The 21,426-nt window shown below is 64.6% G+C and carries 17 protein-coding genes and 1 pseudogene; 11 read left to right on the top strand and 7 right to left on the bottom strand.

Translation table 11 applies throughout. The features are described 5' to 3' along the window. The first annotated feature begins 547 nt into the window (after positions 1 to 547). The 11 genes and pseudogenes from ACFVJ3_RS33060 to ACFVJ3_RS33010 all read left to right on the top strand — a co-directional run bounded on the left by ACFVJ3_RS33060 (position 548) and on the right by ACFVJ3_RS33010 (position 12,672). Positions 548 to 1,564, top strand: a complete 1,017-nt coding sequence (locus tag ACFVJ3_RS33060) for a thiamine pyrophosphate-dependent enzyme (RefSeq protein WP_378456075.1) — start codon at positions 548 to 550, stop codon at positions 1,562 to 1,564. Beyond that, on the top strand, positions 1,561 to 2,538 hold the full coding sequence (locus ACFVJ3_RS33055) for an alpha-ketoacid dehydrogenase subunit beta (protein WP_378456074.1): 978 nt from the start codon (positions 1,561 to 1,563) through the stop codon (positions 2,536 to 2,538). Before ACFVJ3_RS33060 ends, ACFVJ3_RS33055 begins: the two co-directional genes overlap by 4 nt. Before the next feature lie 10 nt (positions 2,539 to 2,548). Next, positions 2,549 to 3,826: a dihydrolipoamide acetyltransferase family protein gene (locus ACFVJ3_RS33050; protein ID WP_378456073.1), complete on the top strand. Its 1,278-nt coding sequence runs from the start codon at positions 2,549 to 2,551 to the stop codon at positions 3,824 to 3,826. Position 3,827: 1 nt separating this feature from the next. Then, complete coding sequence (gene lpdA, locus ACFVJ3_RS33045) at positions 3,828 to 5,219, top strand: dihydrolipoyl dehydrogenase (protein ID WP_378456072.1); 1,392 nt, start codon at positions 3,828 to 3,830, stop codon at positions 5,217 to 5,219. Next, positions 5,216 to 6,859, top strand: coding sequence for a class I adenylate-forming enzyme family protein (locus tag ACFVJ3_RS33040; protein ID WP_378456071.1), 1,644 nt, complete (start codon positions 5,216 to 5,218; stop codon positions 6,857 to 6,859). The genes lpdA and ACFVJ3_RS33040 overlap by 4 nt, the downstream gene beginning before the upstream one ends. Then, the gene (locus ACFVJ3_RS33035) at positions 6,856 to 8,802 is read left to right on the top strand and encodes a flavin-containing monooxygenase (RefSeq protein ID WP_378456070.1); all 1,947 of its coding nucleotides are present in this window, start codon (positions 6,856 to 6,858) and stop codon (positions 8,800 to 8,802) included. The genes ACFVJ3_RS33040 and ACFVJ3_RS33035 overlap by 4 nt, the downstream gene beginning before the upstream one ends. Next, positions 8,799 to 9,563 (top strand): SDR family NAD(P)-dependent oxidoreductase, encoded by a 765-nt coding sequence (locus ACFVJ3_RS33030; RefSeq protein ID WP_378456069.1) that lies wholly within the window; start codon positions 8,799 to 8,801, stop codon positions 9,561 to 9,563. The genes ACFVJ3_RS33035 and ACFVJ3_RS33030 overlap by 4 nt, the downstream gene beginning before the upstream one ends. A 101-nt stretch (positions 9,564 to 9,664) precedes the next feature. Continuing rightward, positions 9,665 to 10,840 carry a CaiB/BaiF CoA transferase family protein gene (locus ACFVJ3_RS33025; RefSeq protein WP_378456068.1) on the top strand — a complete coding sequence of 392 codons (1,176 nt, stop codon included), beginning with the start codon at positions 9,665 to 9,667 and terminating at the stop codon, positions 10,838 to 10,840. After that, a pseudogene (locus ACFVJ3_RS33020) lies at positions 10,837 to 10,968 on the top strand (helix-turn-helix domain-containing protein); the annotation flags it as partial. The gene ACFVJ3_RS33025 and the pseudogene ACFVJ3_RS33020, both read left to right, overlap by 4 nt. A gap of 3 nt (positions 10,969 to 10,971) precedes the next feature. Then, positions 10,972 to 11,676, top strand: coding sequence for an IclR family transcriptional regulator (locus ACFVJ3_RS33015; protein ID WP_378456116.1), 705 nt, complete (start codon positions 10,972 to 10,974; stop codon positions 11,674 to 11,676). Between the two features lie 3 nt (positions 11,677 to 11,679). Then, positions 11,680 to 12,672 (top strand): alpha/beta hydrolase, encoded by a 993-nt coding sequence (locus ACFVJ3_RS33010; protein WP_378456067.1) that lies wholly within the window; start codon positions 11,680 to 11,682, stop codon positions 12,670 to 12,672. A 524-nt stretch (positions 12,673 to 13,196) separates the two neighbouring features. On the opposite strand, the gene ACFVJ3_RS33005 is transcribed toward ACFVJ3_RS33010, so the two are convergent. The 7 genes from ACFVJ3_RS33005 to ACFVJ3_RS32975 all read right to left on the bottom strand — a co-directional run bounded on the left by ACFVJ3_RS33005 (position 13,197) and on the right by ACFVJ3_RS32975 (position 21,204). After that, on the bottom strand, positions 13,197 to 13,619 hold the full coding sequence (locus ACFVJ3_RS33005) for an organic hydroperoxide resistance protein (RefSeq protein ID WP_378456115.1): 423 nt from the start codon (positions 13,617 to 13,619) through the stop codon (positions 13,197 to 13,199). Between the two features lie 130 nt (positions 13,620 to 13,749). Then, on the bottom strand, positions 13,750 to 14,505 hold the full coding sequence (locus ACFVJ3_RS33000) for a thiamine pyrophosphate-dependent enzyme (RefSeq protein ID WP_378456066.1): 756 nt from the start codon (positions 14,503 to 14,505) through the stop codon (positions 13,750 to 13,752). Between the two features lie 14 nt (positions 14,506 to 14,519). After that, positions 14,520 to 15,365 (bottom strand): thiamine pyrophosphate-binding protein, encoded by an 846-nt coding sequence (locus ACFVJ3_RS32995; protein WP_378456065.1) that lies wholly within the window; start codon positions 15,363 to 15,365, stop codon positions 14,520 to 14,522. A gap of 120 nt (positions 15,366 to 15,485) precedes the next feature. Beyond that, complete coding sequence (locus tag ACFVJ3_RS32990; RefSeq protein ID WP_378456064.1) at positions 15,486 to 15,962, bottom strand: VOC family protein; 477 nt, start codon at positions 15,960 to 15,962, stop codon at positions 15,486 to 15,488. Between the two features lie 60 nt (positions 15,963 to 16,022). After that, complete coding sequence (locus tag ACFVJ3_RS32985) at positions 16,023 to 17,357, bottom strand: flavin-containing monooxygenase (protein WP_378456063.1); 1,335 nt, start codon at positions 17,355 to 17,357, stop codon at positions 16,023 to 16,025. A gap of 191 nt (positions 17,358 to 17,548) precedes the next feature. Next, positions 17,549 to 19,999, bottom strand: coding sequence for an ATP-binding protein (locus tag ACFVJ3_RS32980; RefSeq protein WP_378456062.1), 2,451 nt, complete (start codon positions 19,997 to 19,999; stop codon positions 17,549 to 17,551). A gap of 314 nt (positions 20,000 to 20,313) precedes the next feature. Beyond that, positions 20,314 to 21,204 (bottom strand): NADP-dependent oxidoreductase, encoded by an 891-nt coding sequence (locus ACFVJ3_RS32975; protein WP_378456061.1) that lies wholly within the window; start codon positions 21,202 to 21,204, stop codon positions 20,314 to 20,316. Positions 21,205 to 21,426: the final 222 nt, after the last annotated feature.

Genomic DNA, 21,426 nt, shown 5'->3' with positions numbered 1-21,426 from the left:
GGTAGTGAAGCACGTAGATCACCGCCGTCACACTCGCCGCGCAATCGCGAGCCTTATCGGCATGTACACACGTTCATGCCTTTACCTCACCGGGTTCGGTCTCCTTGCTGTTCGTGGAGGCACCGGGATGCATATGGCCCCTTGCTGTTCGGGCCGAATCATGCAGGCGCGCTGGGTCGATAGCTAGTCGGTAAGCCGGAGGTCCACGGGCCTCCGGCTCGCTGGCATGTGGTGCCACATGGGGCCGATGTGGGGGTGCTGCGAAAGAAATGAGGGTTGACATGGCGTACCTGAGCGACGACACTTTTCGATGTTAGGAATTCGATTTCGAATTTGCGAAGATCATCGCCGCGGTCTGCTTTCGGAGGGGAGCAGTGCCGCCGGCAAGACGCGGCCGACCAGGACGCGGATGGGGCGAGTGCTGACCGCCATCGCGGACACCCTTCCCCCGACGGCAGAAAAGGACGTCATGAACGGTACAAACACGTCGAATGCCACGGCGTCAGCGCACGTGCTGACGCCTGTGCGGATACTCGACGAGAACGGAATGCTGGTCGGTGAGCCGCCGCAGATCGAGCCGGAGCGCCTGCGTGCGATGCTGCGCCTGATGATGCTTGGACGCCGCCTGGACCAAAAGGCAATTTCCTTGCAGCGCAGGGGGAAACTCGGTACCTACCCACCCTTGTCCGGGCAGGAGGCCGCCGCGGTCGGCACGGCATACGCGATGGATGCCGAAGTAGACCACTTCGTGCCCCAGTACCGTGAACAACTCACGATGCTGCACTGGGGGTTGCCGCTATCTACCTACCTTCTGCAGCGGATGGGGCACCCCGCAGGCTCGGCCCTGCCGTCCCACGGCCGGTTGTGGCCGCAGCAGGTCGCGCTTGGCGCGCACCTGCCTCATGCGGTCGGGCTCGCATGGGGAATGCGACTGCAGGGCAAGCCGGGCGTGGTACTGACCCAGTTCGGCGACGGCGCCTCCAATGAGGGCGACTTTCACGAAGCGTGCAATATCGCAGGCGTCAAACGCACGCCGCTCGTCATGGTGTGCCAGAACAATGGCTGGGCCATCTCGATCCCGTGGCATGAGCAGTCGGCCGCAGAGTCCGTGGCGTCGCGCGCAGCAGGTTACGGATTCCCAGGGATCGCAGTCGACGGTAATGATGTGCTCGCGGTCTACACGGCCGTCGCGGATGCGCGGGCCCGTGCCGAGGCCGGCGACGGCCCGACACTGATCGAGGCGCGATGCCATCGGCTCGGCGCCCATTCGACAGCCGACGACCCCAAGCGCTACCGACCCGCCGACTTCGACGAGCGGGCAGCTGAGGTTGATCCGATCCACCGGTTCCGGGCCTACCTCGTCGGCCTCGGACAGTGGGACGACACCGCTGACGCCGACACGATCGCCTGGTGCGACGACCAGATTGCCACGGCAGTTGCCGAGTTCGATGCCACGCCGCCGCCCGACCCCGGGCAGATGCTGCAGCACCTCTACGCAGAGCCCGATATGCGACTACGTCGCCAGCAGGAGGAACTGCGTACGAGTATCGAGGAGAACCGATGACTGGCATGAACATGGTGGAAGCGGTGCGCAGCACGCTCGAGGCAGAGATGCGCCGCGACGAACGGGTTGTCCTGCTCGGCGAGGATGTCGGGAAGTCGGGCGGCGTCTTCCGGGCGACGGACCGGTTGCAGACGGAGTTCGGGGCGGACCGCGTCTTCGACATGCCGACCAGTGAGGCGGGGATAATCGGGGCCGCCGTCGGGCTCGCCGGCTCTGGCCTGGTGCCCGTCGTCGAAATGCAGTTTCTCGGCTTCACTCAGCAGGGGTTCCATCAGCTAGGCAATCAGCTCGCCCGGATGCGCTATCGCACAAACGGTGCTCTGACAATGCCGGTGACCATTCGCGCGCCCTTCGGAGGTGGCGTACGCACCCCAGAACTGCATTCCGACGCCTTCGAAGCGCTCTTCGCCCACAACCCCGGGATGCGGCTGGTTGCCCCCGCGACGGCAGCGGACATGAAGGGGTTGCTGGCCACAGCAATTCGGGATCCGGATCCGATCTTTGTCCTCGAGCCGCTCCGTGGCTACCGGCTTGTGCGGGACGACGTTCCCGACGGTGACCACCTCGTCCCGTTCGGTAAGGCGCGCATCGCGCGTGAGGGGACCGATGTCACCGTCATCGCGTGGAGCGCGATGGTCCAGGTCGCAATGGAGGCCGCGACTGCTGCCGCTGAGCAGGGTATCGATGTGCAAGTCATCGACCTGCGCTCACTTGTCCCGCTCGATTGCGACACCATACGTGAGGCTGTGGCGCGCACCGGCCGAGCAATCGTTGTTCAGGAGGCTCCCTACACCGGCGGGTTTGCTGGCGAGGTCGCCGCTACCGTCGCCGAAGAGGCTTTTCTGCACCTCGAAGCCCCGGTCACCCGCGTCGGCGGATATGACATCCCGTTTCCCATGCCCCAGCTCGAGGATCACTACATCCCCGACGCGAGGCGAATCTTGCGCGCGATCCGCGCTGCCGTCGACTTCTGAGGATCGATACATGTCTTATACCTTTCACTTGCCCGATATCGGCGAAGGCATCGCAGAGGCGGAAATAGTCCGATGGCTCGTCGGCCCGGGAGATCAGGTCGTCGAGGACCAGCCCGTCGCCGAGATCGAAACCGATAAGGCGCTGGTAGAAATGCCTTCCCCGGCGACCGGCCAGGTCGCCGAGCTCTGTGCACCAGAGGGCGCCATGGTCCGGGTCGGAGAACGTCTCATCGTGATCGCCGATGGCTCGGCCCCCACGCCGGCCGAGCCGGCGCAGTCCATTGACGGCGAGGCAGGCGCGCCGCCGGCCGGCTCGGCCAATCACACTCCCCAGAGTGCAAACGGATCCGGTGCGCAGAAGCGGCCACTGGCAACACCGTCGACCCGGCGGCTCGCCAGGGAGGTCGGTGTGAGCCTCGAGGGTCTGGTGGGCACAGGGCCCGGAGGACGCATCAATGACGACGACGTTCGCGCTGCCGCTCACGGAGCATCGCAGGAGGAGGCCGGCCCCGCGGGGGCGGCGACTGCGGCAGCCACAGAGCGTTCGATTCCGGAGTCCGGGACCCACCAGCCGGCCGGTCTCACAGAAGACCAGCGAATACCGGTCCGGGGGTTGCGCCGGCGTACCGCGGAGGCGATGGTCCGTGCACTCCGCGACATCCCGCACACTGTCGCGATGCACCACGCGGACGTGGGGGATCTACTCGCCCTGCGCAAGACGCTGCTGCCCAGAGCCGAGGCCAAGGGAATCGGCCTCACCCTGACCCCGTTCCTGGTGAAGGCCACGGCGCTCGCGCTGGCCCAGTTCCCCATGGCCAACGCCAGTTTCGATGACGCAGCCCAGGAAATCATCGTGCGGGCACGGCGAAATGTCGGATTTGCCGTCAATACCCCTGACGGCCTGGTCATTCCGGTGGTCAAGGATGCCGATCGGAAGCCGCTGCTGGCCATCGCGCGCGAGGTGGAGGCCCTCACCGCCGCAGCACGGACCCGAACGGTGGCGATCGAGCAGATGCAGGAGGGCACGTTCACCATCAGCAATCACGGGCCGCTCGGCGGGAACTTCGGTACGCCCATCATCCGCGCACCCGAGGGCGGCATCCTGGGCTTCGGGCGCGCTACCCCGCAGGCCGTCGTCCGTGACGGCGAAATTGTCGCACGTACGTTGCTGCCGATCTCGTACTCCGCCGACCACAGGCTGGTCGACGGCGACGTCGTGATCGGCTTCTGCCAGGCACTGATCACGCTGTTAGAGGCGCCGGTGCAGCTTCTCGTCGAGGAAGGATGACATGGTTGTAGGAGAGATGGCCGAGCCGGTCGAGGTGCTGGTGGTGGGTGGTGGCCCCGGAGGCTACACGGCCGCCGCCCGGGCCGCGGAGCTGGGCAAAGAGGTTCTGCTCGTCGAACGGAGCGATCTCGGTGGGGTGTGTCTGAATGTCGGATGCATCCCCTCGAAGGTCTTCACGACCGCCGCGCACGACCTTGCTCGTAGCGCACGACTTCCCGTCCAGGGACCACAGCTGCAGTCCAGAATCGACCTTTCCGGTCTGCAGGCCTGGCGAAAGCAGGTCGTCGACCGGCTGGTCGGGGGCGTCAGCGCCACTCTGGGCCGGGTGCGGGTGGTGTCCGGCACCGCGTTCTTTCTCGATGAGCACCGGATCTCGGTCGAGAGCGGTGATCACGTCCAGCACTTTCGGTTCGAGCAGGCGATCCTGGCCACCGGCTCCCAACCGGTGGAGCTCGCGGCTCTGCCCGTCGATGGGATCCGGGTGTTCGACTCGACGGGAGTGCTCGCCTTCGACGAGGTGCCGCCCTCGCTCGTAGTTGTGGGAGGCGGCTACGTCGGGATGGAACTGGGCATGGCGTTCGCCCATTTCGGCACTCGTGTCACCGTTGTCGAGGCCACCGACAGGTTGCTCGCGGGATTCGACCCCGACCTGGTGCAGGTGGTCACCGAGCGCGCGGGCGAGCTGGGGATCGACATCCGCCTCGGCACGACCGCCGTCGGAGTCCAGGCCGACAACTTGCTGGTCCGCAGGGACGGCACAGACGACCAGGTGCCCGCGCACGCGATCCTGGTCGCCGTGGGCCGCGGCCCGGTCACCGGCGACCTGCAGCTCGACAGGCTGGGACTCACAGTGACTGAGACCGGACACATCCCCGTGGACGCGCAGTGCAGGACCGCGCTGCCCCACGTATTCGCCATCGGGGACATCACCACAGGACCCGCGCTCGCCCACAAGGCGATGGCCGAGGGAGTCGTGGCCGCCGAGGCGATCTCCGGGCTGCCGAGCGCCTTCGACGCGCAGGTGCCGCTCATCGCGTTCACCGACCCTGAAATCGCGGCCGTGGGGCTGACGGCGGAGCAGGCCGAGGAGCAAGGGTACGAGGTAGTAGTGGGCCGTAGCTCGTTCGCCACCTCCGGGCGGGCTGTGGTGCTCGGCGAGGCCGACGGGATGGTGAAGATCGTCGTCGACGCGGAGACCGACGTGGTGCTCGGGGTACACATGGTCGGCCCCAGCGCGTGTGATCTCATCGCCCAGGCCGCAGTCGCAGTCGAGACTTCCTGCCGCGCCGAAGATTTGGTGGCCACCATCCACCCACATCCGTCTCTGGTGGAGACGGTGCATGCGGCCGCAGTGGCCGCGCGCCGTCGCGCTGCACGCAGGAGGAACCGATGAACGCCCCAGACACTCCGTTGCCCGCGTCGATTTCCGAGATCATTCAGGACACCTCACGGCAACGCCGCTCCCAGCCCGCCGTCATCGACGAGCAGGGAGAGCTCAGCCACAGTCAACTCGCGGAGTCCGTGGCGGCGACTGCGGCTGGGCTGCGCGCGATCGGAGTCGGCCCGGGAACCCGGGTCGGTCTGCTGTGCACGAACCGCAGGGAGTGGCTCGTCGCTACCTATGCCGCGATAACGGTCGGAGCCACCGTGGCGGCCTTCGCGACCTGGTCGCGGCGGTGGGATCTCGATCACCTACTCACACACTCGCGCTGCGAGGTGCTCATCACAGTAGATGGATTCGGCCCGACCGACCTGATGCCCACGATCCGCGAGCTCGTCCCCGAAGCGTGGAGTGCCGCCGGGCCAGGTTGGCGTTCCGCGACCTACCCCGCACTGCGCGGTGTGGTGATCATCGGAAACCGGGTCCCCGAGGGGGCGTATGCGTTCCGAGCCCTGGGCGAACATCGTCGCGGCAGCGCCGTCCCCAACGTCGAGACCGACACCGATGGCACCGATCTGGTTCTCTACACATCGGGTTCGACATCGAGGCCGAAAGCCGTCCGGCTCGGACAACACGATGCCATCGACCACGCCCGCGAGGTCGCCGAGCGGATGGGGATCACACCCGAGGACCGAATCGTGGTGCCCGTCCCGCTCTTCTGGAGTTACGGCGGGGCCAACGCACTGATGGTCGCCCTCGTCACCGGTTGCACGATCGTCCTCCAGGAGACCTTCGATGCGGGCGGGATCCTCGAGCAGATCGAGCGGCACCAGTGCACTGCCATCTACACGTTGCCCTCCATCACCCGTAGCCTGCTGGCGAACCCCGAGTTCTCCCGCGCCCGCACCGCGAGTCTGCAACGGGGGATGACAATCGGCCCGGACGCCGATGTCCGTGCCGCCGCAGAGGAACTCGGCGTGACCGACATCTGCAACGCATACGGGTCGACGGAAATGTACGGCGGCGCCACGGTCACACCGCATGACTGGCCACTCGATATGAAGTGCTCGACCCAGGGCCCGCCGCTGACGGGAAACCTGGTTTCGATCATCGACCCGGAGACCGGCGCCGAACTGCCCGCCGGGAAGGTCGGCGAGATCACAGTGTCCGGCTTCGTCTCATCCGGCTATCTCGACCAGCCGGATGAGTCCGCCGTTGCGTTCACCGAACACGGCGCCTTCCGCACCGGTGACCTCGGGCAACTCGACGACGACGGCAGGCTGCACTTCGCCGGCCGTGCCTCGGAGATGATCCGGACCGGTGGCATCAACGTCTCCCCGCTCGAGGTGGAGGACTTCTTGCTCACTCACGACGAGGTCTTGGAGGCGGCGGTCGTGGGGGTCGACGACAGCGACAAGGATCAGGTCCCCATCGGGTTCGTCCGCGTCGACGGCTCAGCCGTCACAGACGAGGCCGCGCTGGTGGACTACTGCCGCCATCACATCGCCTCCTACAAAGTTCCTGGCCGAATCGTGATGAGGCATAACGAGTTACCTCGAACCTTGACGGGGAAGCTCATTCGAAACGCTTTGCTGGACGAAGCCAAAGAAGTGTGGGCGTCGTCCAATAACACAAAGGAGTACACAGAGTGACGAACACCGACGTCGAGGGGGAGACCTCGCGGCTGGACGAACGAAAGATCCGCGAGGCTGTGGCGGTGGCCAACGTGCCGACCTTGCTGATGGTGCTGTTCCAGATGACAGGGGAGCAGCGTTGGTTGGCCGAACCCTACCTGCCTACCCCTGTACGGGGGCTCAGCGACAACGACACAGCCGGGCTCGAACAGTCGCTCCAGGACGAGATTCGACACGCAGCAGCAGAGGCGATCCTGAATTGGGGCAGAAGCGGTTCCCTCGCGGTTCCGCAACTGTCACCCGACCAGCTGATCGAGATGTTGCGCGTCTCGGTCGGGGAGCACGTGCCCCACAGGTATGCCGACATGGCCAACCACGAATTGCAGGTCGGCGCAGGCGAGACGAACGAGGCTCCCCCGATGGTCCCGCCGCCAGGCTTCGACGCCATCGTCATCGGCGCCGGCGCGTCGGGCCTCTGCGCCGCCTACCGGCTGGGCGAAATGGGCATTTCCTACACCGTGCTCGAGCGGAACGACGAAGTCGGCGGAACATGGCTGGAGAACCGCTACCCGGGATGCGGTGTCGACACACCGAGTCACCTGTACTCGTTCTCGTTCGCGCGGCACGACTGGTCCCGCTGGTTCGCCTCGCGGGACGAGTTGCACGGTTACTTCCAACAGATTGCCGACCGGTTCGGAATTCGCCCGAACATCAGGTTCGGCATCGAGGTCGAGGGCGCCACCTGGGATGACGACACCCGGCGGTGGACACTGGATCTGATCGACCAGGACGGTCACCGATCGACCACCACTGCCGCGATCGTGATCAGCGCAGTCGGCGCCTTCAACAAGCCGAAGATCCCCTCGATCCCGGGCACCGATTCGTTCACCGGGCCCATGGTCCACACCGCGCGGTGGCCCGAGGACCTGGACGTCGCAGGCCGGCGGGTAGGAGTGATCGGCAACGGGGCGAGCGCGATGCAGCTGGTTCCCGCGATCGCCGATGCCGCCGAGTCGGTCACGGTATTCCAGCGGTCGCCACAGTGGGCCGCCCCGTTCGAAAAATTCAAGGTCGATGTTCCAGAGCCGATCCGCTACCTCATGGCTGAGGTCCCGCTGTACCGGTCGTGGTATCGGCTCCGGCTGACCTGGATCTTCAACGACCGCGGCCACGACGGATTGCAGAGAGATGCTCAATGGCCGCACCAGCATCGGTCGATCAATGCGATGAACGACGGCCACCGGCGTTTCCTCACCCGATACCTGGTCAAGGAGCTCGACGGGCAGTTGGAGATGCTCGGCGATGTGTTGCCGACCTATCCGCCCTTCGGAAAGCGAATGCTGCTCGACAACCGCTGGTTCGCCACGCTGGCCCGCGACGACGTCCACTTGCAGACGACACCGATCGCCGAGATCCAGGATCAGTGCGTCCTCACCACGGACGGCCTCACACATCCAGTCGACGTTCTGTTGTTCGCAACGGGATTCGATGTCGTCAGATTCCTCGCTCCCATGCGGATCACGGGCCGCAGCGGCCGCACACTCGAGGCGGCCTGGGACGGTGACGACGCGCGTGCCTATCTCGGCGTCGCGGTTCCGGACTTCCCCAACTTTTTTTGCCTGTACGGTCCCAACACCCAGTTCGGACACGGTGGAAGCCTCATCTCCATGATGGAGCTCCAGATGAATTACATCGTCGATCTGATGAATCAGATGATCACCAAAGACCTGGACTCCGTGGAGTGCAGCCAGGACGTCTATGACGACTACAACCGCAAAGTTGATGACGCGCACTCCCGGATGGTGTGGTCCCACCCCGGGATGGACGTCTACTACCGCAACTCCAAGGGACGCGTCGTGGTCAACAACCCATTCAAGGTGGTCGACTTCTGGGACATGATCCGCCGAGCCGATCTGGGCGACTTCCGAACCACCGAACGTGCCTCAGGAGACATGAGATGAAGATTGCAGGTTGCTCCGCAGTGATCAGCGGGGGAGCGTCGGGGCTGGGCGCGGCTGCCGCTCGCCGGTTGGCCCGAGCCGGCGCGAGCGTAGTGCTACTCGACCTCCCCCGGTCGGAGGAGGCAGGCGCGGCGCTCGCCGCAGAGTTGGGTGGCGCCGCCGTTTTCGTACCCGGGGATGTGACGAATTGGGACGACGTGGGCGCTGCCATGCAGACGGCACGGGAGCTTGCTCCGCTGCGGATCGCGGTGGCCGCCGCTGGAATTGCGACCAGCGGGAGTCTTGTGGGCCCGCGCAGCGACAAGGGGGAGCTGTTCGCCCAGACGGTGGCTGTGAATCTCGGCGGAACCTATGCCCTCATCGCGCAAGCTGCTTCCGCGATGAGTGAGCATGCGCAGACCGACGGAGACCGAGGCGTGGTGGTCTGCACTGCTTCGATCGCCGCATATGAGGGGCAGGTTGGCCAAGTGGCCTACGCGGCCTCCAAGAGCGGAGTCGTAGGAATGACGCTGCCGGCCGCGAGGGAGCTCGCCCGGCACCAGATCCGCGTCGTCACCATTGCCCCCGGTTTGTTCGAAACTCCGATGTTCGCGGGAGTCGCGGATGAGGTGCGCGCCTCGGTGGGGGCGCAGGTTCCACACCCGAGTCGGCTCGGCAAACCCGATGAGTATGCAGGTCTCGTGCAGCACGTGATCGAGAATTCGATGCTCAATGGTGAGGTGATCCGGCTCGACGGCGCGATCAGGATGGGGCCGCGGTGAGCATGCTTCGAGATTGACCCAAGGATCCATGCTTTCGAGATATCGAATTCGAATCCGTTTTTATGTAGTAAAATGAACAGTTGAGTGATGGGAGTTCAAGTATGGGTCCGTTGGCGGGGATCAGTGTGGTCGAGTTTGCAGGCATCGGACCGACGCCCTTCGTCGCTCTCTTACTGAGCGACTTGGGAGCTGATGTGATCACCATCGACCGGGTACCTTCCGCGGATGGCGGCACACCGGACGACTTGGTCCGAATGACCACCGGGGGGCTCGGCCGGGGGCGCCGCTCGGTGGCTGTCGACCTCAAGTCCCCCGATGGGATCGATACGGTGCTCGAACTGCTGAAGAACGCGGACGGACTGATCGAGGGATACCGGCCTGGAGTCATGGAACGCCTGGGCTTGGGGCCGGAGGTGTGTCTGGCTCGAAACCCGCGCCTGGTCTTCGGGAGAATGACCGGATGGGGCCAGGATGGCGACCTGGCCCAGCGCGCCGGTCACGACCTGAACTACATTGCGGTCGCTGGCGTGCTGCACCACATCGGCGGCCGAGATCAGGCGCCCACGGTGCCGTTGAACCTCATCGGCGACTTCGGCGGTGGCGGCCTGCTCCTCGCATTCGGCATGGTCGCAGCGATGCTCGAAGCGAGGAACTCGGGACAGGGCCAGGTGGTGGATGCGTCGATGGCCGAGGGCTCGGCGCTGCTGATGACAATGATGTACGAGCTGTCCGGGCGTGGCATGTGGGACCACGACAGGGAGTCGAACATGAACGACGGCGGCGCCCACTTCTACAGCGTGTACGCCACATCCGACGACAAGTATGTCGCGGTGGCCGCCATGGAACCGAAGTTCTACGCGAACCTACTCTCGGCGCTTGGGCTCGATGGCCGCGATCTGCCCGATCAGTGGGACCGTAGTCAGTGGCCGGCGCTACGCGAAGTGTTCGCAGAGGTCTTCCGGACGCGGACCCGCGACGCGTGGACGGCGCTGCTGGAGGACACCGACTCGTGCGTCACTCCGGTCCTGTCCATGCTGGAAGCGCCCAGTCATCGTCACAACGTGTCGAGGAATGCATTTGTCAAGGTTGACGACATCACTCAGCCTGCCCCGGCTCCCCGATTCAGTCGCACGCCCACACAGGTGCGGCGCGGCGTGGCGGAACCGGGACAGCACTCGGTGGAGGTGCTCCGCGAAGCGGGTATAGATGAAGCAAGGATCGACGCGCTGCTCGCATCTGGCTCGATCGCCTCAACAGATCAGGAGGTCAAGGTATGAACCCGGATCGATTCTTGAGGACATTCGATGTCCTCGACGCACTCGTCGATGCACCTGACGGGCTGCGGCTCACCGAGATCAGCCAGGCGGTCGGTGCGCCGGTCAGCAGCACTCACAACCTGCTGCAGACGATGCTCGCCGCCGAAATTATCGCGGCCACAGACGATCTCCGCTACACGGTCGGACCGAGAGCTGTTCGAGTCGGCATCAAGATAATGAATTCGCTCGAAGTACGTACGCTCGGGCGGCGGCATCTCGAACGTCTCGCCAAGACGCTGGGCAACGACGTGTACCTGGCGGTACGGGTCGGCGATCGGATCGTGTACGTGGATCGTTTTCGCGGGACGCAGCCCGTGTCGGTCAACATCAGGATCGGCGATTCCCTGGCGCTGCATGCGACCGCGGTCGGAAAACTGTATGCCGCATATGAGGATGACTTGCGCGCGCGGGTGCTTGCGCGTCCGCAACGTCGGTTGACATCCACGACGATCACCGAACCGGAATTGCTGGAAGCCGAGTTCGATCGGATCCGGCAGCGTGGACTGTCTGTCAGCCGAGAGGAGGGCTATCCGGGAATCTTTGGAATCGCTGTTCCGGTTCGCGACGCTGCGGGGGCGATGGTGGCTGCGATCCACGTTTCTGCGCTCAGTGCAGGCCTCGACACCGACCGGGAAGACGAGCTGATCGAGCAGAGCCAGCGGACCGCTGCGGAGATCCAAGACGATCTCGGCGTCAACGACCTCGCCAAGCTGGTTTCGCCTGGCACCGCCACCCCCGGTAGCGGGCCCGCCGGCGCGACTGCCACGAAGTCTGCCGCAAAAGCGGCGCGGCGCTGAAACATGAGGGCACCCAGCGACACCGACATTCCGGAGGCACACCGGATAGACCCGCAGATGCGTCGACAGCTGGCGACGCTGCGTGATTCTCTCGGACCACGCGGTTTCCTGAGCGTCGCCGACCTGAAAGAAAGGCGTCGGCTGTACGACCGGCTGGGCATGAGCGTCACGGCCCCTACCGAGCAGCCTGGAGTCGTCCGGAGCGACGTCGTTCTGGAGCCGGGTTCGACGGTTCGGGCGCGGATCTACCAACCTACCGAAGACCGCTGCGAGGGCGGACTGCTCTACATCCATGGCGGAGGAATGGTCATGGGCAGCATCGAGGCCGAGGACGCATATGCGGCACAACTCGCCGCGGGCACTGGGGCCACCACGGTCTCCATCGACTACCGGTTGGCCCCGGAGTACCCCTACCCGGCCGCAATCGACGATTGCACGGCAGCACTGACCTGGTTGATGGAATCGGGCCACACACTGGGGATCGACCCGGACAGAGTTGCCGTCTACGGCGTCAGCGGCGGCGGAGGGCTCGCAGCGGCGCTCGCCCTGCGTTGGCGCCACCGCAGAGACCCGCGCATCGCGCTCCTCGCATTGGCGGCGCCCATGCTCGACGACCGCACCGGCGAGCAAGGCGCTCAGCCGGCGCTCGGCGTCTGGGACAGCGAACACAACATCGAAGCGTGGCGTCACATCCTCGGCGTTACGGCAGGAGGGACCGAGGTCCCCGCCGACGCCGCCGCGGCGCGCGCGACGGATCTGACAGGCATGCCGCCGACCTTCCTCGACGTCGGCTCGCTCGATCTCTTCCTCCCCGAAAACCTGCGGTTCGCAAATGCATTGGCGACAGCAGGAGTATCCCTGGAGCTGCACGTCCACCCCGGCGCGTACCACGGATTCGACCAGTTGGCTCCCGGGGCGGAGCGCACCCGTCAGGCATGGGCGCAACGCATCCAGGCGCTGCGCCGCGCCCTTCGGGGCGATCTGACCTCGCCCTGACCTCGCCCCAGGTCCGCGTCAGACGCTCGCGATCCCGACTTGGCGGCGGGCCTTCGCATCCGCTCGTGCCGCCACAACCACGCCCATGACCAACCCGGCATACGTACAGAACGGTGCCAATCATACTGATCCGCAACGAATTCAGCAGATCGGCGCCCCGGATCTCGGCGATCCGCGCCATGACAAATCTTCTCTCACGCGCAGATGTCCTCGACTGCCCCGTCGATGACTGCGCATCAGCTACATTGGACCGACGTCGACACCTGCATATGCCGAACTACCCACACCCATAACGGTATTCGACCCTGGAAATTTGAGACTCGACTTAGTGTTGCGACCAATCCCCGGCGACAATGGTGGGCGAGCAGCTCCCAGACTTCCTGCCACGAAAGTCCCAGCGGTGCCACCAGATCGAACACGATGTCGCCGATGATCGTCGTGTGATCCTGTGTTGCTGCCGCATCGGGAGCGGGTGCCGATGCGGGAGCAACGACGTCGACCACGCCGACGCCCGTCGGGGTTTCTCAGTCTTCGGTGACCGCGAGGGTGACGTCGATGTTGCCGCGGGTGGCGTTGGAGTAGGGGCACACCTGGTGCGCCTTCTCGGTCAGCTCGAGTGCCTCGGCGCGGGGCAGGTGGGGGAGGGAGACCTCGAGGGTGACGGCGAGACCGAATCCGCCGCCGTCCGTCGAGCCGATGCCGACACGGGCGCCGACGGCCGAGTCGGCGACATTCGCCTTCGCCTCACGGGCGACCAGCTGGAGTGCGGAGTGGAAGCATGCCGCGTATCCGGCGGCGAACAACTGCTCGGGGTTGGTGCCATCGCCGGACCCACCCATCTCGGTAGGCATCGCAAGGTTCAGGTCGAGCCGGCCGTCGGACGTGCGGGCATGGCCGTTGCGGCCTTCTCCGGTCACGAGGGCTTCGGTGGTGTAGACGATCTTCATCGGTATTTCTCTCCTGTAGGGGTGTTGAAGCTGCAGTGCGGCGAGTTCGTCGACGTTCATGCACCAACAGCTCCAGGTACTGCGGTAGGTGACGCCCACCAGTCGAGCATCGACCGGCTTATAGCTTCGATCACTCGGTCGGCACGTCGTCGGGGTCGAGCTTGACCTCGATCAGGAGCGGTCGTGTGCGGTTGACAATAGCTTTCTCCACCGATGTGAGATCGTCCGGAACTCGCATCGTGACTCCCTCGCCCCCGAGGGCAATTGCAAGCGCCGAGAGATCCGGCCACCGGAACAGTGTCCGGGAGGGATCCATGTCCCGGTTACGAAACTGAATGTGCTCGGCACCATACGACGAGTCGTTCAGGACCATGACAATCAAGTCGATCCCGTTTTGTACGGCGCTGACGAATTCAGTGATTCCACCGAGCATGAAGCCGCCGTCTCCACAGACGAGGAATACGGGCCGGCCCTGCGCGGCGAGCGCGGCTCCAATCGCGTTCCCCATGCCCAGGCCGATCGCACCGAAGTTGCAGGTATGCACCAGTGAATGGGGGTCAGAAACATGGAGCAGCTTATAGCCTGCAAACATGAAGCGACCGGCATCGACTACGACCACTCGGTCCTCGGGTATCAATCGGTCGATTGCTCGCACGGTCTCGTGGAATGGGATATTCCCCTCGAGAGAAGCGGGAGACGGTGGGATCTCGTAGTCCTCGAGATCAGCAGACTTCTCGATCCAGTCTTCCCGAAACCGGCGGGCAGGGACCTCTGCCTCATCGAGATACTCGATGATCGCGTGCGCGATCGTCGCAGCGTCGCCCAGCACAGCAGCATCGACATCGATGTGTCGCCTGATCGCCTGTGGATCGGTATCGCAATGCACGACTCGCTTTCCGTTCAGGAGGGCCCTGAATCCGTGGTCCAGGAATTCAGGCTCGCACCGAACGCGATGACGCAATCGCTCTTGCCGATCTGGTCCAGCGCCGCGGAGGTGGAGAGTGTGCCGAATACTCCCAGCGCCCCTGGGTCCGCCAAAAATAGGGACTTTCCTCGTAAGGTGGTTGCGACCGGCGCGCCGAGTCGCTCGGCAAGCCGGCAGATGGCTGCCCGAGCGCTCGGCGTCGCCGCTCCGCGGCCGGCCAGGACAATCGGCCGCTCGGCAGCAGCAACAATTCCGACCGCTTGGTCCATCGCGTCAGGGTCCAGTGTGGTGTTCCGGTCCGCAGGCGGCAGAGGGTCATGTCGGTAGTCAACCTCTTTCCACATGAAGTCCACCGGTACGTTGAGAACGATTGGTCTGCGTTCTGCGGTGGCTCGCCGCAAGGCCTCGCGCAAATTCTGAACAGCGGTCTCGGGGCGCCGTACCTGTTCGAAACCGGCCCCTGTCGGAAGAACCAATTCTCTTTGTGCGATGTCTTGCAGGGTGGTTCGGTCACCGGCTGCGGTGTCGCCGCAGATCAACACAATCGGCATGCGACTCCGCACGCTGTCGATCAAAGGCGGAAGTGCGTTGGCCAATCCTGGACCGTGGGTGACGGTCGCCACGCCGACCTCTCCTGAGACGCTGGCGTAGCCATTGGCCATCAACACGGCGCCGGCCTCGTGCGCCGATGCGATGTATGTGGCTCCAGGGATCGAGGAGTAGTGGTTCGCCAGGTAGAGGTTTCCGTCGCCCATCAGGCCGAACAATGTCTTGACCCCATGGTCGATCAGCCCTTGGGCGAGAGCTTTGTGGACCTGCATCGGTTGACCCTTTCGTTCAGAACGTCTCGAGACCACGTCTTGCCGATCAGTCGGCGGATTCCAACAGCGTCGCCGGCGTGAGACGCGACTCTCGACACGATTGGATTGAACGACGGACGGTCAGCGGTAATTGAACATGCGCGCGCCTTCTGACGCCGGTTTTTGTGAGATGGTGTCGGCAAGTACTTTGTATTCGGGAATTCGGGCACGGTCTACTGTCGACCGGTCACGGCAAACCAATTCGATGAGGTTGTCCGCCGGATCCCGCACATACATCTGGACCCCGCCATCTGGAAGCTCATATATGGTGCTGAGAAATCCGCTTTCTTTGATTCCCAGGTTCGTCGCGTGATCGTACAAGCCCATGAAATCGCTTACCTCCAGCGCAAAGTGGTGAATATAGCTTGCGTCCGTTGTCGGCCCGTACTCGTATACATGAAGGGTCCTGTCACCGACCGAGAACCACGCGGTCGGAACTGCGAAGGTGGGGGACGGGACCTGCTCGAGATGGAGAAAGTCTTTATAGAAGCGCACTGATTCACCCAGTTCACGAGCTGGCACGCTCACGTGATTGACGGCTACTACGGGGTGGCTCATCTCGTTCCTCAGCTTCTCGGTGACACCGCGATTAATTCGTATCGGTTGAGGCACAACCGATCAGACGGCTTGCGGGATCGGAGCCGATGCAGCGGCTTTCTCGTTCGCCTTCGCGAGGTCTTCACGAACGGCGAGACCGTACTCACGTGGGTCCAACTCGAGTCCGTACCGCCGCCCCGACGGATACAGCCGAGCCATCTGCTGGTGTTCTTCAGCGATCGCCAGCCGCATCGCGGCCTCGTCGGGAAGGTCGACGTCTCCGGAGATGACAGCGGCGAGCCAACGGCTCTGGATATCGATCATCCGGATATTGGCGCCGCCGCTGACGTCGAACAGCCCAACGAAGTAGAGGCCAGGCCAACTTGGCGACACGGCCCGTCGGTACAGGTCGATGCGTCCACCGTTGATCGGCGACACCTCGCTACTGAGGAACGGGATGTCGAACCGGTAACCGGTCGCGGCGATCACGGCGTCGAAATCCTCTTCCGTTCCATCGTCGAATCGAACGGTAGTCCCTTCGGCGCTGCTTGTTCCGGGACGAACGTCGATTCGGTTCCACGCGATATGGGACATCACGGTGGGGTGACTGGCCGGGTGCGTCCGGGTTTTCGGTGTCGTGAAGCCCCACTGCTCCATCCGCCCGTGCGTGACCAGCGTGACCAGTTCTCGGACCCGGCGCGCCAGCGGCCAAGGCAGCCAGGGTCGCTCCACCTTCGCCAGAAAACGTGACAACGGAGCACCGAACATCATCCGAGGCATGATCAGAACGGGAGAGCGGGCGGCCAGCACCGTCCGGTCCGTCACAATGCAGACATCCGCAGCGATGTCCAGGCCGCTGTTTCCGGTCCCGACTACGAGAACCTTCTTTCCGGCGAACCGATCCGGGACCCGGTAGTCACGTGAATGCAGGTATTCACCTGTGAAGTCGGCTGCGAACGGGGGGTGGCTCGGGATCGACTGGTGTCCGTTCGCTACCACCACACGGTCGAATTCGGGTTCCGCGCCATCGCTCAGCTTCAGCTTCCAGCGCGGGGCGCCGGGTGCTGCTGCTACGGGCTCGACGCTGTCGACCGCCGTGTTGACCACGATGTGCTGACGCAAACCGAAGTGGTCAGCGTAGGCGTTGAAGTAAGCCCTCATCTCATAGTGAGTGGGGAACAGGGATGCCTCCGCGGGTATCGGAAAGTCGCGGTAACCGGTGTCCCTCGCTTCGGAGTTGATCCGCAGCGACTGGTATGCGGCGCCGATCCCGTTGTCGTTCTCGTATACCCAGAGCCCGCCGAGCTCGGACCCCTTCTCGTAGACGGTGACGTCGAAGCCCCGCCCGATGAGGTGTTTGGCGGCACTGAGCCCGGCGGGACCTGCGCCGATCACGGCAATTCGCTGGACCTTCAAGATTTCCTACTTTCGAAATTTATTTCCAGTTTTGGTAATCGTGATGGTATCGCTCGTCCACCCACCTGACAAGAGAAGAGACGCACAGTGTGGGCGATCGGTCGCGGTCGCCCGGTGGTTCGTCGGTGCGATCAGTGGCGGCAGCGTGCAGTGATTGGCCGTATTTGAGTGGCGTATTGCGCCGCGCATGGTCATGAGAGGCGAGTTCGTGCCTCGGGGTTGGGACTCTGCTGGTGTCTCTGTTCGATGAGCCAGGCGGCGATCTGCGTTCGCGAGGTGTAGCCGAGTTTGGACAGGATACGTTCGACGTGGCCCTGCGCTGTGCGCGGCGAGATGAACAGCTTTGCGGCGATGGCCCTATTGGTCAGTCCTTCGGCGACGAGCTCGGCAACTTGTTGTTCGCGTCGGCTCAGGGTGCTTACTTCTGGTGCTTGCCCTGCAGGCCTGGGTATTTCATCGAAGGCGTATGTGACGGCATCACCGACGCTCAAAACGCTGCCATGCCGGAACTTCTCCTCGAACTGTCGGTCACCGAGCGCCCGGCGAGCCTGTTGCTCGCAGTCTTCGTGGTAACTCAGACGGGTGAGATAGCTGGCCATCGTTCCGCCAACCTCCCCCCAAATTGCGGCGGCGGCACCTAGGAGGACTGCGGCACACTCGGGATTCCGGCCGGCTTCGATCCACGCCAGGGCCTGCAGGCTGCATCCGATGCCGAACGAGTCGTCGGCACGAGCCGACTGTCGGATTCCCTCCTCGATGACCGCTCGCGCCCGGGTGAGATCGTCGTCGCGCCACCACGCCCAGGCCCCAATCATCGCGGACCGTCCGCAGTAAACGACGTCGCCGAGTGTCCCGGCAAGGGCCAGCGTCTCCTCGTGGCAGACGCGTGCCTTCGACGCGTCGCCAAGCGACACGTAGGAGAGCCCTTCACCCAACAGACTCCCAACGTGAAAGAAGACGGCACCCTCAGTTTCCTTTGCGGCGCCGATCGCCTCCTCGAAATGTGTCACCGCCGATTCAGCGTCGCTGTTGTAGAGAGCGAGGAATCCTCGGACGTGCCCCCGGAGCGCGGGCATCGAGGTGTCGCCGGGTCGGCCCTCGACGGAGTCGGCGTGGGACATCAGGCTCAATCCTTCAGCCACGTCTCCCTGCACTCCCGCGAAGAGACTGTCCAGATACAGGGCTTTGGCCAGATCCGTGCTGGATTCGTCGAGGAGCCGATCCAGCCAGAGCCGGCCTTCACGGAAGTATCCGCGGAAGAACCAGAACGGGAACAACCCGACCGCCATGCGCAGGCCGGCGTCGAGTTCCCCCGGTTCGGATACGCAGAACTGAAGGGCAGCACGAAGATTCGGCTTTTCCCGATCGAGATGGTGGAGCCAGTGCAGCTGGCGCGGACTGATGCTGTCGCTAGCGGCCCTCAGAATCAGCTGCTGGTACCAGTCCTGAAATCGTTTGCGCAGATTGGGGTATTCGCCCGTGGGCTGCAGTTTTTCCTGAGCGTACTCCTTCAAGATATCCAGCAGCCGGTACCGAACCACGTCACCGGCCTCTTCCCGGATCAGGATCGATTTGTCGACCAGTGACGTCACAACGTCGACGAGGTCGCCGCCCCGATCACCGTCGCCGCAGATGGCTTCGCAGGCGTCGAGTTCGAAGCTGCAGGCGAAGACCGCTAACCGCGCCCACAGGCGCTGCTCCTCCGGGGTGCACAGCTCGTAGCTCCAGTCGATCGACCACCGCAGCGTCTTCTGCCGTGCCGGTGCGGCCCTGCTACCGCCGGTGAGGAGTCGGTATCGATCGGTCAAGCGGTCAAGAAGCTGTTGCACGGACATGACTCGCAGCCGGGCTGCGGCCAATTCGATCGGCAATGGCAAACCGTCCAGGCGAGCGCAGATGTGCGCCACCGTCACCTGGTTGTCCTCGGTGAGTTCGAACGTGGGTACGGCGGCGACGGCCCGTTGCACGAACAGCGCCACCGATTCGTAGCTGGGCAACCCGCGAAGCGAGGACGCGCGGCGTGGGTCGGGGGCCTGCATCGGCGGAACTCGTAACACCGCTTCCCCGCTGAGTCTGAGCGACTCCCGGCTCGTTGCCAGGATGCGCGTCCCCGGGCAGGTCCGCAACACGGTATCCGCCAGCGCCGCCACCGCCTCGAGCAGGTGCTCACAGTTATCCAGCACCAGCAACAGTTGCTTATCGGCCAGGTAGTCGGTCAGTAGGACCAACGGTGCTCCCGCCGATTGATTCCTCAGTCCAAGGACGTCCGAGACGACACCGGTCACCAGGTCCGGATCGGAGAGCTCGCCCAGCTCGACCAGCCACACCCCGTCGGTGAACGCCCGCTGCGAGTCGGTGGCGACTCGCAGCGCGAGCCGGGTCTTCCCGACGCCCCCGATCCCGGTCAATGTCACCAGACGGGACGCGGACAGCATCTTCTTCGCCTCGCCGATCTCGTGGCGACGGCCGACGAAACTGGTCAGCTCCACCGGCAGGTTTCCGGTTCTGCCTCGCCCCCGGACCGGTATCGAATGACCCGAGCCGCCGCCCGATCGCGTGGTCGTGTTGGTGGGTGGCGGGGGCACCGGGGTGGGTTCGGCCGGCCCGCCCGCGGGGTCGGCTCGATTGGATTCGTCGTCCATGGATCCTTCACTGATCTCGGTGGGCACTGGAACGTCGTCAGCCCGGAGAACGCGGCGACGCTTGGAGACCCGGAGCTATTCGCCGAAACCGGACGCGGCGGCACGGCAGTGGGCTGCGGGCAATGCCCTGCTCCAACAACTCGGTGACGTCGCTGGGACGTAGTAAGTGCAAACGCTACGCCCTTCGGGTCGATGTCGGTATCGGTGATTGTTTCCGAAACCCGCAACCGCACACGGTCTGTGGGACCGGGCGCGGCCGGAGGAGCGGGAGTGCGGTCTTGTACTGGTTCCCGGGTGAGCGACTACCGTGCCGGTCAGACGACGAGCGTGATGCGGCGTCCCAGCTGGCGGTCGTACTCGTGGTGAGCAGCCTCGATCTCTGAGAACGTGAACGTCGTCGACTCGGGAAGGTCGAGCTCACCGGCGGTGAGCAGTTCGGCGAGTGCGTGCAACATCGGGCCCGACTCGTGAGTGATCACCAGCGTCGGGTTCTCCTTCGACCCGCTGTGGGGCGGGCTTCCCGGGACAACGGTGACGTAGTGCCCCCCGGGCCGTAACGCGTCGGACAGATCGATTCCGGCGGTGTCGATCGCTCCGTCGACGCGAGAGACCGGCAGTGAGCCGACATGTACTTCCGCGGCTACGCCGGTCGGCAACAACTCCGCCTGCTCGGCCCGCCGAACCAACGCGTGCGCGCGGTGTCCGCGGAGGTGGAGGAGCTGCAGGGCGATACGTCCGACCGCGCCGGCGGCTCCGGCGACGAGCACGTCAGATCCCTGAGTCAACTGCAGAGCATCGACGGCCTGCATCGCTGTCAGGCCGGGTAGGGGTAACTGGGCAAGGATGGCCGGGTCGACGCCTTCGGGGGCACGGGCGAGGGACGTTTCCGGGAGGCAGACGAACTCCGACCATGTCCCGTTTCCGGTGACGGCCGACGTCGAGGCACCAATTACCCGATCACCGGGCAGAAATCGGTCAGCATTCGGGCCCGTCTCCTTGACGGTGCCCACCAGGTCGTATCCGAGCGTGAACGGCGCACTTCCCTGAGGTGTGATCATCCCGCTACGAATTTTCACGTCCGCGGGATTGATCGCCGATGCTTCGAGGGCGATGAGTACTTCACCCTCACCCGGACTGGGGACTGGAATATCTCGCACCTGGAGCACATCGATGTATCCAGGAGAATCGAACTGAACAGCGAACATTGGTTCATACCTTTCGTGTGTGAGATCGACGACGATCTCGGACTGTGGCGTCGAGAGCGCACGGCGTGGCCGCGCAGCCGGGGGGGCCCCGGGGGGGGGCCCGGGGCCACCCCGCGCCCCCCCCCCGCCCCGGGGGGCCGCCGCCGCCGAGCTGACCGGCGCGCGCTCCGGGGCGCTCGGGGTCGGCGACCCGGAGCACGACCACCTCACCGGCTTCTACAC

Source organism: Rhodococcus sp. NPDC127593 (assembly GCF_042671975.1).
Classification (GTDB): Bacteria; Actinomycetota; Actinomycetes; order Mycobacteriales; family Mycobacteriaceae; genus Rhodococcus_F.
The sequence above is the reverse complement of the archived record's forward strand: the minus strand, read 5'-3'. Positions and strand labels throughout refer to the sequence as shown.

What these genes read in the sequence shown, in the direction of transcription:
- ACFVJ3_RS33060 (WP_378456075.1), top strand. Translation starts at nt 548, where the DNA reads ATGCTGGTCGGTGAGCCGCCGCAGATCGAGCCGGAGCGCCTGCGTGCG.
- ACFVJ3_RS33015 (WP_378456116.1), top strand. Translation starts at nt 10,972, where the DNA reads ATGCTCGCCGCCGAAATTATCGCGGCCACAGACGATCTCCGCTACACG.
- ACFVJ3_RS32975 (WP_378456061.1), bottom strand. Translation starts at nt 21,204, where the DNA reads ATGTTCGCTGTTCAGTTCGATTCTCCTGGATACATCGATGTGCTCCAG.
- ACFVJ3_RS32980 (WP_378456062.1), bottom strand. Translation starts at nt 19,999, where the DNA reads ATGGACGACGAATCCAATCGAGCCGACCCCGCGGGCGGGCCGGCCGAA.
- ACFVJ3_RS33050 (WP_378456073.1), top strand. Translation starts at nt 2,549, where the DNA reads ATGTCTTATACCTTTCACTTGCCCGATATCGGCGAAGGCATCGCAGAG.
- ACFVJ3_RS33055 (WP_378456074.1), top strand. Translation starts at nt 1,561, where the DNA reads ATGACTGGCATGAACATGGTGGAAGCGGTGCGCAGCACGCTCGAGGCA.
- ACFVJ3_RS33005 (WP_378456115.1), bottom strand. Translation starts at nt 13,619, where the DNA reads ATGAAGATCGTCTACACCACCGAAGCCCTCGTGACCGGAGAAGGCCGC.
- lpdA (WP_378456072.1), top strand. Translation starts at nt 3,828, where the DNA reads ATGGTTGTAGGAGAGATGGCCGAGCCGGTCGAGGTGCTGGTGGTGGGT.
- ACFVJ3_RS33010 (WP_378456067.1), top strand. Translation starts at nt 11,680, where the DNA reads ATGAGGGCACCCAGCGACACCGACATTCCGGAGGCACACCGGATAGAC.
- ACFVJ3_RS33030 (WP_378456069.1), top strand. Translation starts at nt 8,799, where the DNA reads ATGAAGATTGCAGGTTGCTCCGCAGTGATCAGCGGGGGAGCGTCGGGG.
- ACFVJ3_RS32995 (WP_378456065.1), bottom strand. Translation starts at nt 15,365, where the DNA reads ATGCAGGTCCACAAAGCTCTCGCCCAAGGGCTGATCGACCATGGGGTC.
- ACFVJ3_RS33040 (WP_378456071.1), top strand. Translation starts at nt 5,216, where the DNA reads ATGAACGCCCCAGACACTCCGTTGCCCGCGTCGATTTCCGAGATCATT.
- ACFVJ3_RS33025 (WP_378456068.1), top strand. Translation starts at nt 9,665, where the DNA reads ATGGGTCCGTTGGCGGGGATCAGTGTGGTCGAGTTTGCAGGCATCGGA.
- ACFVJ3_RS32990 (WP_378456064.1), bottom strand. Translation starts at nt 15,962, where the DNA reads ATGAGCCACCCCGTAGTAGCCGTCAATCACGTGAGCGTGCCAGCTCGT.